Here is a 12,307-nt window from a genome sequence, read left to right on the forward strand (position 1 = left end):
TTTAAAGGCTTTAGCTAGATTGAGTTGTTAGGCTTAAATCTAAAGCGCTTAAATAAGTAGACAGGGCAATTAGCTACCCTGTCTACAGACTGCTTTTGATGAATTAAGTTCGTTAATTCTTTAGCAATTGCATTGTGCTAACGAAATTAGTTAGCAACGATGTTTAGAAGCTTACCTGGTACGAAGATAACTTTACGGATAGTTAAGCCATCTAGGAACTTCTTAGCGTTCTCATCGTTTAGACCAAGCTCACGAACTTGCTCTTCTGTTGCATCAGCAGCAACGGTTAGTTTCGCACGTAGTTTACCGTTGATCATGACAACGATAGTTTTCTCGTCTTCAACTAGCGCTTTCTCATCGAAAGTTGGCCATGTTGCTGAGTCTACGTTTGATTCACCAAGTGCAATCCACATTTCGTAAGAGATGTGTGGGGTCATTGGGTAAAGCATGCGTACTACCGCTTTTAACGCTTCATCAAGAATTGCACGATCTTGTGCTGATTCTTGAGGTGCTTTCGCCAGCTTGTTCATCAGTTCCATGATTGCAGCGATTGCCGTGTTGAACGTTTGGCGACGGCCGATATCGTCCGTTACTTTGGCGATAGTCTTGTGGATATCACGACGAAGTGCTTTCTGGTCGCCAGATAGCGCAGAAGCATCAACAGATTCAGCAGCACCCTTAGAAGAGTGAGCGTGAACCAATTTCCAAACACGTTTAAGGAAGCGGTTAGCACCTTCAACGCCAGACTCTTGCCACTCAAGCGTCATATCTGCAGGTGATGCAAACATCATGAATAGACGTACTGTATCAGCGCCGTACTTGTCTACCATCTCTTGTGGGTCGATACCGTTGTTCTTAGACTTAGACATTTTGATCATGCCTGAGTGTTCAACTTCACGGCCTTGATCGTCTACTGCTTTTTCAATGCGACCTTTACCGTCACGTTCAACCGTTACGTCAGTCGGTGCAATCCACTCTTTGGTGCCTTTTTCGTTTTCGTGATAGAACGCGTCAGCCAGAACCATGCCTTGACATAGTAGTTGCTTGAACGGTTCGTCAGACGTCACGTAACCAGCATCACGTAGAAGCTTATGGAAGAAACGAGAGTAAAGCAGGTGCATACAAGCGTGCTCGATACCACCAACGTATTGGTCAACTGGTAGCCAGTAATTTGCTTTCTCTGGATCTAGAATGTCGTCTGCTTGTGGAGAACAGTAACGTGCGTAGTACCAAGAAGACTCCATAAATGTATCGAACGTGTCAGTCTCACGTAGAGCTGGTTCGCCGTTGAATGTTGTTTCAGCCCAAGACTTGTCTGCCTTGATTGGGCTAGTTACGCCATCCATTACTACATCTTCAGGAAGAATTACGGGCAGTTGGTCTGCTGGGACTGGGTGAACTTCACCGTCTTCAGTGGTTACCATTGGGATTGGAGCACCCCAGTAACGCTGACGAGATACACCCCAGTCACGTAGACGGAAGTTTACTGTCTTCTTACCTTTGCCTTCAGCTTCAAGCTTCGCAGCAATTGCATCGAATGCTTCTTGGAACGCAAGGCCATCGAATTCACCAGAGTCGAACAGGACACCTTTTTCAGTGTAAGCCGCTTCAGAAACGTCTAGTTCAGAACCATCTTCAGGTTTGATTACTGGGATGATATCGATGCCATACTTAGTTGCGAACTCGTAGTCACGTTGATCGTGAGCAGGAACCGCCATTACCGCACCCGTGCCGTAATCCATAAGTACGAAGTTTGCTACGTATACAGGAACAACACGACCGTTAAGAGGGTGGATAGCCGTTAGGCCAGTATCCATACCTTTCTTTTCCATCGTTGCCAGTTCAGCTTCAGCAACTTTAGTGTTACGACACTCTTCAACGAATGCAGCAAGCTCTGGGTTGTTCTTCGATGCTTTCTCTGCAAGAGGGTGACCTGCAGCGATACCAACGTAAGAAACACCCATTAGTGTATCTGGACGTGTTGTGTACACTTCTAATGGTGCTTCTTCGCCGTTAACAGCGAAAGATAGCTCAACACCTTCAGAGCGGCCGATCCAGTTACGCTGCATGGTCTTAACCATTTCAGGCCAACCTTCAAGGTTGTCTAGATCGTCTAGTAGCTCTTGAGCGTACTCAGTGATTTTAATAAACCACTGTGGAATTTTCTTTTGCTCTACTGGAGTGTCACAACGCCAGCAACAACCGTCTTCTACTTGCTCGTTTGCCAGTACTGTTTGGTCGTTTGGACACCAGTTCACTGAAGAAGTCTTCTTGTAAACCAGGCCTTTTTCGTAAAGCTTAGTGAAGAACTCTTGTTCCCAACGGTAGTACTCTGGAGTACAGGTTGCGAATTCACGGTTCCAGTCGTAACCAAAGCCTAGAAGCTTCAGTTGGTTCTTCATGTACTCAATGTTTTCGTAAGTCCATGGTGCAGGCGCTGTGTTGTTTTTAACAGCTGCGTTTTCTGCAGGTAGGCCGAATGCATCCCAACCAATTGGCTGCATTACGTTTTTGCCTTGTAGACGTTGGAAACGAGATACCACATCACCGATGGTGTAGTTACGCACGTGACCCATGTGCAGTCGGCCACTTGGGTAAGGGAACATAGAAAGACAGTAGAATTTTTCTTTGTTTGGGTCTTCACTTACAACGAAAGTCTCGCTGTTATCCCAGTGTTGTTGAACCTTTTGTTCAATCTCTTGCGGGTTATATTGTTCTTGCATCGATGGTATCCGGTTATCTTGGAATTTGTGAGTTCGGTTAGAACAGAATCTTACAGATCGTCATAGAATACCTAAAGGAGCTGAGTACAACAATAGTTATACCCTTCATACTTGCAGTTGCAGCCTAGTAGATTGTGTAATTTTCACTGAATTTCGCAGGGCAACTATACTTAAGAGTATGAATTGCATTTGTTTGTAAGCGGGAGTGCATTACAGCGCATCCGTTTGCTCACTAAAAGGTTGGTTATCTTAAGGAGGTTGTTATGCCGAAGAAAAAAGCGCTCTATGAAGAAGTCGTCGAAGAGGTGATTGAAACGCTGAAGCATAGCCCTGAAGAGCTCAACAATAAAATCGAAACGTCGGGCAAGTTTGCGAAAGCAGCTAATGATATGACTAAAGATGAGCTTTCATTGATCTCTGCCTACGTGAAGTCGGACTTAAAAGAGTTTTCCGAAAGCTATGAAGAGAGTAAAAGCGGTCCATTCTATTTGATGATTGCGGACTCTATTTGGCAAGGGCTGTTGGATATTACTGATCGTACTAAGGTGGAGTGGGTTGAACTGTTCCAAGACTTAGAACACCAAGGCTTGTATCAAGCGGGTGAAGTTATTGGCTTAGGCACCTTAGTATGTGACGAGTGTGGTCACCAAACCGAATATAACCACCCAACCAATATCATTCCATGCATTAAATGTGGTTCTAAAGGGTTTAGTCGTAAAGCCCTCAAACCGTAAGCTTCTGAACCATAGCGTATCAACGTAAAACCACAGCAATGAAAAAGGGTTGACCCAATCAGTCAACCCTCAAATCATTTTTCGTCGAATCTCGAATCTCGAATCTCGAATCTCGAATCTCGAATCTAGCTTTTTGGCTTTCTAATTACCCAACCAATCACCAAGCTGAGCATCGCCCAGATATACAGTGGCCAAGTACCTACTGTGTGATAAGGCGTTTGACCATCCGTTGAAATGAGTTCAGCTTTTAATACTGCTGTTTCAAACTGAGGCACTTGTTTGATGATGTTGCCTTTGTAATCGGTAACTGCCGTCACACCATTGTTGGTCGAGCGAATAACCGGCTTACCAAGCTCCAGAGCACGCATCTGTGCAATTTCCATATGTTGCAGAGGGCCAATCGAACGACCAAACCACGCATCGTTAGAGAGCGTTAAAATAAAGTCAGTCTCGTCGGTTACGTTCTGTCTAACTTGATCATTAAAGACTATCTCATAACACAACGCAGGCGCTAAGTGACGACCATTTGCCACTATGTTGGGTTGAACAAAATCGCCACGGCTGAATGATGACATTGGCAAGTTAAAGAAAGGTGCTAATGGGCGCAAGATATCTTCAAACGGCACAAACTCACCAAACGGCAATAGGTGATGTTTATGGTAGCGTTCGTCTGGATCGTAGCTGTATTCACCGTATGGATTCACGCCGAGAGAAAGAATACTGTTGTAGTATTTCTTATCTTCAGACTGATTAAGCACACCAGTGATGATCGAGCTGTCATTCATCTTCGCTGCGCTATCTAAGTTACGTAGGAAAGAAGGAATCTCTACCTCAAACGCAGGGATAGCGGCTTCAGGCCAGATGATGATATCCGCGTCCCAATTTTCTCTGCTTAAATCGGTGTACTTCATCATGGTCGGCCAGCGATGACTCGGCAGCCATTTGCTATCTTGATCGACATTACCTTGAATCAATACCACTGATGTTGTTTTTTCAGGGTTAGGCGTGACCCAATCGATATTTTGAATACCAAAACCTGCGCTAAATACGACGGCGGGAATGATAGCGATACTCCAGGCCCGGTTAACAATCGCATAAGCGAATGCAGAGGCTGAAACAATGATCACTAGAGTAATTAACTCGACACCGCCAATCGGTGCAAATGACCCCAATGGCGAATCGATTTGGCTGTAGCCAAGCCAAAGCCAAGGGAAGCCCGTCATTACCCAGCCACGCAGCCAATCACTGATTAACCACAATGCAGGAGCTGCAAGGAAAAATCGGCTTAGATTATTGGCAGGGAAGAACTTGTTCAAACTCCAGGCAAATAGGCCGGAATAAACCGCTAGGTAGCCAATGAGCAGTGCCATCAAAAACAGGTTGGCTGCAAGTGGCATGCCGCCAAAGTGATCGATGCTGACGTATACCCAACTGATACCTGTGGTGAATTGACCTAAACCCCATGCGTAGCCAATCCAAAGCGCACTTTTAGGAGAGCGGTTGTGGATCAGTAACAGCAACAAAGCTGGGCTGAGAATAGCAAGAGGCCATATAGAGTATGGAGCGAATGAAAGGGTGGTTATAGCGCCAACAAAAACGGCCGCAAGCGGCCGTAATAGGCGATGAATAAATGTCTTAGTCATCTAATTTCTGTCATCTCTTTAGAGAGAAGTTGTTATTCTTCGATAGTCGGAAGAGGCTGTTCGTCAGGAATGGTTACCTGTAGCTGAATCACACGACGGTTATCTGCTGATGTTATTTTGAAATGGTAGTTTTCGATTTCTACAATTTCGCCACGAACCGGCAGGTGACCGAGTGCTGTCATAACCATGCCGCCTACCGTATCCACTTCATCGTCACTAAAGGCAGTGTTAAACGTATCGTTGAACTCTTCAATAGTGGTTAAAGCTTTTACAGAGAAGGTATGCTTACTCAGCTTACGAATATCTAGCTCTTCTTCATCGTCGAACTCGTCTTCAATTTCACCAACGATTTCTTCGAGGATATCTTCAATGGTTACCAGGCCAGAAACTCCGCCAAACTCATCGACAACGATAGACATGTGGTAACGCTCTTCTTGGAATTCCTTAAGCAGGCGATCAACTCGTTTACTTTCAGGAACAACCACGACAGGGCGAATCACTTGTTCGATATCAAATGGGGCACTTTCTGAACCCAAATACTTAAGTAGGTCCTTCGCTAATAGAATGCCTTCAACATGGTCTTTATCTTCACTGATCACTGGGTAGCGAGAGTGTTGAGCATCAGTAATGAGCGCAATCAATGTATCTAGATCATCGGTGCGTTCAACTGTAACCATTTGAGAGCGAGGCAGCATGATATCGCGTACTCGCATCTCTGAAATTTCCATAACACCCTCGAGCATGTCGCGTGTGTCGTGGTCAATTAGGTCATTAATTTCTGAGTCGCGGATTACATCTACGAGCTCTTGGCGATCTTTTACTTCACCTTGAAATAGTTGGCCTAGGCGTTCAAAGAAGGACTTTCTACTCGGACCTTCAGATTTTTTACTTCCCTCAGAAGTGGGGGGGTTACCTTCGTTCATGATTTCTCAAAAAATAACGCTATCAGAAGTGTGATAGCACACGTTACAACTCAGATTCCTGCGAAAATCACAGGTTCGATGAGTTATTGTTTCTCTGCAACCTACTTTACTAGAATCAATTTACTTTTCTAGAATGTAAGGGTCTTCAAACCCCATAGATTGCATGATTTCTGTCTCGAGTGACTCCATCTCTTCAGCTTCATCATCTTCGATATGATCATAACCTAGCAGATGCAGACTGCCATGTACAACCATATGAGCCCAGTGTGCTAGCAGAGGCTTACTTTGCTCTTCTGCTTCTTTTTCGACAACTTGACGGCAGATAATGAGGTCGCCCAGTAGATCTAACTCGATCCCTGGAGGAGCCTCGAATGGAAAAGACAACACGTTAGTTGGCTTGTCTTTGCCACGATATTCATGATTGAGCTGGTGGCTTTCTTGCGTTTCAACGATACGAACCGTCAACTCAGCGTTCTCTTGAAACTGAGGAATGGTCTTGTCCAACCAAAGCTGAATATCTTGCTCAGTTGGAAGACCTTGCTCATTTTCGACCGCTAATTGCAGGTCTAGTTCAATAGACATCTATTTATCACCTTGTTCTGCAATTACAGAGCTATTTTGTGTTGCTAATTGTGTCGTAACTGCCTGATGAGCCTCAAGAAGTTTGGCTTCGCGCTCTTCACGTTTACGCTTTTCAAACTCTTTGCGCTCTTTCTGGTCTTTTGCTTCCCACTTCTCGTATGCGTTGACGATACGAGCAACCACAGGGTGACGAACGACGTCTTCAGACATGAAGAAGTTAAAACTAATGTCATCGACTTCATTGAGCACTTCAGTCGCATGGCGTAAGCCTGACTTTGCACCACGAGGTAAATCGATTTGCGTAATATCACCAGTGATTACAGCGCGTGAGTTAAAACCGATACGGGTTAAGAACATCTTCATCTGTTCTACCGTGGTGTTTTGACTCTCATCAAGAATGATAAACGCATCATTCAATGTACGACCACGCATGTAAGCCAGTGGCGCAACTTCAATCACGTTACGTTCAATCAGCTTCTCAACTCGCTCAAAGCCAAGCATCTCAAACAGCGCATCGTAAAGTGGACGTAAATATGGGTCTACTTTCTGGCTTAAATCACCCGGTAGGAAACCAAGCTTCTCACCGGCTTCAACAGCAGGACGAGTCAGTAGGATTCGGCGAACCTCTTGGCGTTCAAGTGCATCAACTGCTGCCGCAACGGCTAAGTAGGTTTTACCTGTACCTGCTGGCCCAATACCAAAGGTGATGTCATGAGTCACCATGTTCATTAGGTACTGTGCTTGGTTTGGCGTTCGAGGTTTGATAACGCCTTTTTTAGTCTTAATGGTCACTTCTTTGCCGTAGTCTATTTCAGACTCGACGTGTTGCTCCAAAATACCAGACTCGGTGATCGCCAGATGTATTTGCTCTGGTTCGATATCGATTATGTTGCCTTTAACTGGAGCCGTTTCAACATAGAGGTGTTTGATGATGTCTAAAGCTGCGGCTGTAGTGTGAGGCTTACCGACAATCGTGAAAAAGTTGCTACGGTAATTAATCTCAACGCCCAGACGACGCTCAAGGTGCTTGATGTTGTCATCAAATGGACCGCATAAACTTGCCAAGCGCTTGTTGTCTGCTGGCTCTAGATTTATCTCTAAGGTAACGATTTTATTGCTCAAATTAGCCTCTCATTTTGTGCCACTCACTCTTAAATAAAACAAAGAGCAAAAAGCCCGATTTAGACCGGGCTTCTGATGGTGATGTCCCTATTTCTAAGATGGTCACTTAGTTAGGTAATTTCAAGCTTTGTGTTTGCGCTTTGTGCTCAAACAGTTGTATTACCTATGGCGTAAATGTTGCTACACCTAGCTCGTCTTCACGTTTTGTTTTTTCCATCATTTCTGCTGGAGTCATAACAACGCGTAGACCCATGTCTTTTTCTGTGCGAACTAGCTCACCACGTAGTGAGTTGGTGTAAACCTCAGTGATCTTCACATCTACGAATTGACCGATTAGGTCTGCAGAACCTTCGAAGTTCACAACACGACTGTTTTCTGTACGGCCGCGAAGTTCCATTAGGTTCTTTCTTGATGGGCCTTCAACAAGGATACGTTGCTCTGTGCCTAACATTAGACGAGAGAAGCGCATAGCTTGTGTGTTTACCGTTTGTTGGAGCTCGTATAGACGATCTTTCTTCTCTTGTGCTGGTACATCACATGGGTAATCTGCCGCTGGCGTACCTGGACGAGGAGAGAAAACAAAGCTGAAGCTCATATCGAAATCAACTTCTTTAATTAGCTTCATTGTATCTTGGAAGTCTTGCTTAGACTCACCAGGGAAACCAACAATAAAGTCAGAGCTGATTTGAATGTCAGGACGAGCTTTACGCAGTTTACGGATAATAGATTTGTACTCGATAGCCGTATGCGGACGCTTCATCATCGTAAGAATACGGTCACTACCACTTTGTACTGGTAGGTGAAGGAAGCTCACTAGTTCTGGTGTATCTTTGTAAACTTCAATGATGTCGTCACCAAACTCAAGCGGGTGGCTTGTTGTGAAACGAATACGGTCGATACCGTCGATAGAAGCAACAAGACGAAGCAGTTCTGCGAATGAACAGATATCACCTTCGTGAGTTGGACCGCGGTATGCGTTTACGTTTTGACCTAGCAGGTTAACTTCACGTACGCCTTGCTCGGCAAGTTGAGCAACTTCGAAAAGTACATCATCCATTGGACGGCTAACTTCTTCACCACGTGTGTATGGTACAACGCAGTAAGTACAGTATTTAGAACAACCTTCCATGATAGAAACGAACGCCGTCGCGCCTTCAGCTTTTGGCTCGGGCAGGTTATCGAACTTTTCGATCTCTGGGAAAGAGATGTCCATTACTGGCTTTTCGTTAGACAGTGATGACTTAATCATCTCTGGCAAACGGTGTAATGTTTGTGGGCCAAAGATAACGTCTACGTAAGGTGCACGTTGACGAATGTGATCACCTTCTTGAGTCGCTACGCAGCCACCCACACCGATCACCACACCTTCTTTTTTATCTTTAAGCGTTTTCCAACGACCAAGCTGGTGGAATACTTTTTCTTGCGCTTTTTCGCGGATAGAACAAGTATTCAATAGTAGTACGTCTGCTTCCTCAGGTACTTCAGTTAGCTCATAGCCATTTGCAGCGTTAAGCAGGTCGGCCATTTTTGATGAATCATATTCATTCATCTGACAGCCCCAAGTTTTAATTAGCAGTTTCTTACTCATTATATGTTCGCTCGATCGTTAGTTTAATTTAAGGGAGCAAATCGCCCATTATTCATCCGCTAGCCCCGTTTGTCATAATTCGGTATTCAATTTTATGACAGGCTCTAGCGGCAAGCGGCGTATTGTACTGGTTTCAAAACCGACTGACTAGTAGTCTGAACAAATCTCTTATGTAGTGGTTTTTATTATCGTTAACGCCATATGCCATAAGGGATAACCCTTTTTTCGAATAAGGTTTTTGGTTACAAGTTAGTTATGAAAAAGTACAATCAAAAACAGTCAAAGAATCAAACTGATAAGTACAAAATATGAACAGTTACGATATTGTAGTGGTCGGTGGCGGCATGGTTGGCGCAGCAACAGCAATCGGTTTTGCAAAGCAAGGTCTGAGTGTTGCGGTGATCGAAGGTTTTGCCCCACAAGCTTTTGATGAGTCGCAAGCGATGGACATTCGTGTGTCAGCGATTTCTCAAGCATCGGTCGATTTGCTTGAAGATCTTGGTGCATGGCAAAGTATTGCACCAATGCGAGTGTGTTCTTATAAGCGTTTAGAGACGTGGGAGCACCCAGAGTGTCGTACTCGGTTTGATGCTGCCTCACTGGACCTTCCTCGTTTGGGCTATATCGTTGAGAACAGACTCATTCAATTAGGTTTATGGTCTCAATTTGATGCCTACGACAATCTCGAACTGTTATGCCCAGAAAAGCTCGATGTGATTGAGTTTGGTGAAACCAATATCGTTAAGCTTCAATCAGGGGCTGAGTTATCTGCGAAGTGGGTGGTTGGTGCTGATGGTGCGAATTCAGCCGTTCGTCAACAAGCTGGAATTGGCATTACGGCTTGGGATTATCGACAACACTGTATGCTTATCAATGTAGAAACAGAACAACCTCAGCAAGATATTACTTGGCAGCAATTTCTACCAAGTGGCCCTCGTTCATTTTTGCCTTTGTGTTCTCTAACCTCTGACGATCAGGAAGTCGGGCAGGGCTCGTTAGTTTGGTATGATTCTCCACTGCGTATTAAGCAACTGTCAGCAATGACTCCTGAAAAACTACGTAACGAAGTACTTACTCACTTTCCTAAAGAGTTAGGTGATATCAAAGTCTTGAATTCGGGTTCTTTTCCTCTGACACGACGTCATGCTCAATCATACTCGAAGAATAACTGTATTTTAGTCGGGGACTCTGCGCATACGATCAACCCTTTGGCTGGACAGGGTGTTAACTTAGGCTTCAAAGATGTATCAGTACTGTTGAATGTCACTAAAGAAAAGGGTGAATTGAATCAGTCTGTAGCAAGACGCTATGAAGTGATGAGAAGAGGCGACAACCTAATGATGCAGAGTGGCATGGATTTCTTCTACAAGACATTCAGCAACGACATTGGTCCGCTTAAGTTTGTACGGAATGCTGCATTAAAACTCGCAGAGAACTCTGGGCCGATTAAAACTCAAGTATTGAAATACGCCTTGGGTCTTTAATTCTCACTAGTTCCGGTTATTTATATAAAAAAGGAGAGCAGATGCTCTCCTTTTCTATATGGTATTGAATGCTATAGCTACTGCGTAACGCAAACTGGTGCGTCGATCTCTAAAGAGTATCCTGTATAAACCAAAGACCCATCTTCATTATCTCGCTTGAATGAGGTGATGTTGTTGGAGTGCTGGTTGGCGGCGATAAGCCATTTCCCATCGTTCGTTATATGGAAGTCTCTTGGGAATTTGCCTTCAGTGTCGTAGCTATCAATGAAAGTCAGCTTTTGAGCCTCAGAGTCGACTTTGAAGCTGCTGATTCTTGATTGGTGTCGACATGACACATAAAGGAATTGCTCATCAGGGGATAGCTTAATCGCAGCTGCAGCTTCTCCCTTCTCCATATTAGGCAATGCATCAACCTCTTCCACTGCATTCCAAATGCCTAAAACCTTTTCCAAAATAAGTAATGTTTCAGAGAGTTCACAGACCACATAGGCTCTGTCTTCAGCGTTGTTAAAGATTAAATGGCGAGGTCCATTACCGGCGGGCACCTTAATTGACTGCATTGGCTCATCAAGGAACTCTTCTTGTTCTTCATCAAAGCAATAGAAGTTGATGCGATCGGTGCCGAGATCGACGGTCACAAACTGTGGTGAGTTTTGTAGGAACAGACATTGATGGGCGTGTGGGCTTGTTTGTCTCTCTTTGTTTGGCCCGGAACCAACCATCTTGATTGTTTTTAGTCGCTTATCGATGCTGCCATTGATACTTAAGCTAAAAATATCGAATGTGCCTGATGAGTATTGCGACGTGATAGCAAACTTATTGTGTGGATCTATGGCGACGTGACAAGGGTGCTCTCCCGAGATGAGGCTTGTATTGGACGTTAGCTGTGAATCAACATTAGGTATATGAATGAGCTGGGGCTGTTTTTTCTGGTCAACTTCCGATGCAGTATAGATCCCAGTCTTTGTTACAGTAACAAAAGAGGGGTTAGTACATTTGATGATCAGCTCTAGAGGTAATAGTTTTCCTGTTTCTAGATCTAACTGAGTTTGATAAACACCTTGGCTTTTGCTTGGCGTATCCGTGTAGCAACCGATCGTTAAGGGGAGGGCTCTCATAGGCTAGTCATACTCAATTAGAAAATGGAGCTGACATTGTCTTATAAAATCGTATTAAAAGTGAGGTTATAGAAGAGAATACTTGGTGACTTGGCTAGCAGATTTGCATATTCCAGATAAAACAAAACCCAGCTAAAAAGCTGGGTTCTATTTAATGATGGTGCGGTCGGAGAGACTTGAACTCTCACACCTCTCGGCGCCAGAACCTAAATCTGGTGCGTCTACCAATTCCGCCACGACCGCAGCAAATCTTTATAGTTATATCGACATTGGTGGTTCGAAATAACGTTGTCTTCTTGTTTCAAAGAAAAAGTGGTGGCTACTGCGGGATTTGAACCTGCGACCCCATCATTATGAGTGATGTGCTCTAACCAACTGAGCTAAGTAGCC

Annotated in this window: 9 protein-coding genes and 2 tRNA genes; 2 read left to right on the plus strand and 9 right to left on the minus strand. The window is 44.4% G+C overall.

Annotated features, from left to right (window positions below):
* Positions 1-146: 146 nt before the first annotated feature.
* Positions 147-2,723, minus strand: a complete 2,577-nt coding sequence (gene leuS / locus MSG36_RS19895; RefSeq protein WP_048614215.1) for a leucine--tRNA ligase — start codon at positions 2,721-2,723, stop codon at positions 147-149.
* A 263-nt stretch (positions 2,724-2,986) separates the two neighbouring features.
* Between leuS and MSG36_RS19900 the strand changes: the two genes are divergently transcribed.
* Positions 2,987-3,457, plus strand: coding sequence for a zinc ribbon-containing protein (locus tag MSG36_RS19900; RefSeq protein ID WP_017062329.1), 471 nt, complete (start codon positions 2,987-2,989; stop codon positions 3,455-3,457).
* A gap of 125 nt (positions 3,458-3,582) precedes the next feature.
* Here MSG36_RS19900 and lnt read toward each other — a convergent pair whose 3' ends face one another.
* From lnt to miaB, 5 genes are all read right to left on the minus strand, one after another.
* The gene (gene lnt / locus MSG36_RS19905) at positions 3,583-5,100 is read right to left on the minus strand and encodes an apolipoprotein N-acyltransferase (protein WP_248369416.1); all 1,518 of its coding nucleotides are present in this window, start codon (positions 5,098-5,100) and stop codon (positions 3,583-3,585) included.
* A 32-nt stretch (positions 5,101-5,132) separates the two neighbouring features.
* On the minus strand, positions 5,133-6,023 hold the full coding sequence (gene corC, locus MSG36_RS19910) for a CNNM family magnesium/cobalt transport protein CorC (protein WP_012603382.1): 891 nt from the start codon (positions 6,021-6,023) through the stop codon (positions 5,133-5,135).
* Between the two features lie 120 nt (positions 6,024-6,143).
* Positions 6,144-6,605 (minus strand): rRNA maturation RNase YbeY, encoded by a 462-nt coding sequence (ybeY, locus tag MSG36_RS19915; RefSeq protein WP_248369418.1) that lies wholly within the window; start codon positions 6,603-6,605, stop codon positions 6,144-6,146.
* Positions 6,606-7,727 (minus strand): PhoH family protein, encoded by a 1,122-nt coding sequence (locus tag MSG36_RS19920; RefSeq protein ID WP_248369420.1) that lies wholly within the window; start codon positions 7,725-7,727, stop codon positions 6,606-6,608.
* Between the two features lie 163 nt (positions 7,728-7,890).
* The gene (miaB, locus tag MSG36_RS19925; protein ID WP_012603385.1) at positions 7,891-9,315 is read right to left on the minus strand and encodes a tRNA (N6-isopentenyl adenosine(37)-C2)-methylthiotransferase MiaB; all 1,425 of its coding nucleotides are present in this window, start codon (positions 9,313-9,315) and stop codon (positions 7,891-7,893) included.
* A 308-nt stretch (positions 9,316-9,623) separates the two neighbouring features.
* Between miaB and MSG36_RS19930 the strand changes: the two genes are divergently transcribed.
* Positions 9,624-10,799, plus strand: a complete 1,176-nt coding sequence (locus MSG36_RS19930; RefSeq protein ID WP_122081932.1) for a 2-octaprenyl-3-methyl-6-methoxy-1,4-benzoquinol hydroxylase — start codon at positions 9,624-9,626, stop codon at positions 10,797-10,799.
* A gap of 77 nt (positions 10,800-10,876) precedes the next feature.
* Here MSG36_RS19930 and MSG36_RS19935 read toward each other — a convergent pair whose 3' ends face one another.
* From MSG36_RS19935 to MSG36_RS19945, 3 genes are all read right to left on the minus strand, one after another.
* A complete protein-coding gene (locus MSG36_RS19935) occupies positions 10,877-11,917 on the minus strand; it encodes a lactonase family protein (RefSeq protein ID WP_248369422.1) in 1,041 nt (346 codons plus the stop codon).
* A 158-nt stretch (positions 11,918-12,075) separates the two neighbouring features.
* Positions 12,076-12,160 (minus strand) — tRNA-Leu (locus MSG36_RS19940).
* Positions 12,161-12,230: 70 nt separating this feature from the next.
* Positions 12,231-12,307, minus strand: a tRNA-Met gene (locus MSG36_RS19945).

This window comes from Vibrio sp. 1CM8B (assembly GCF_023161685.1).
Lineage (GTDB): Bacteria > Pseudomonadota > Gammaproteobacteria > Enterobacterales > Vibrionaceae > Vibrio > Vibrio coralliirubri.

Excerpts from the sequence above, each read along its gene's own strand:
- leuS (WP_048614215.1), bottom strand. The coding sequence starts at position 2,723 with ATGCAAGAACAATATAACCCGCAAGAGATTGAACAAAAGGTTCAACAA.
- MSG36_RS19900 (WP_017062329.1), top strand. The coding sequence starts at position 2,987 with ATGCCGAAGAAAAAAGCGCTCTATGAAGAAGTCGTCGAAGAGGTGATT.
- lnt (WP_248369416.1), bottom strand. The coding sequence starts at position 5,100 with ATGACTAAGACATTTATTCATCGCCTATTACGGCCGCTTGCGGCCGTT.
- corC (WP_012603382.1), bottom strand. The coding sequence starts at position 6,023 with ATGAACGAAGGTAACCCCCCCACTTCTGAGGGAAGTAAAAAATCTGAA.
- ybeY (WP_248369418.1), bottom strand. The coding sequence starts at position 6,605 with ATGTCTATTGAACTAGACCTGCAATTAGCGGTCGAAAATGAGCAAGGT.
- miaB (WP_012603385.1), bottom strand. The coding sequence starts at position 9,315 with ATGAGTAAGAAACTGCTAATTAAAACTTGGGGCTGTCAGATGAATGAA.
- MSG36_RS19930 (WP_122081932.1), top strand. The coding sequence starts at position 9,624 with ATGAACAGTTACGATATTGTAGTGGTCGGTGGCGGCATGGTTGGCGCA.
- MSG36_RS19935 (WP_248369422.1), bottom strand. The coding sequence starts at position 11,917 with ATGAGAGCCCTCCCCTTAACGATCGGTTGCTACACGGATACGCCAAGC.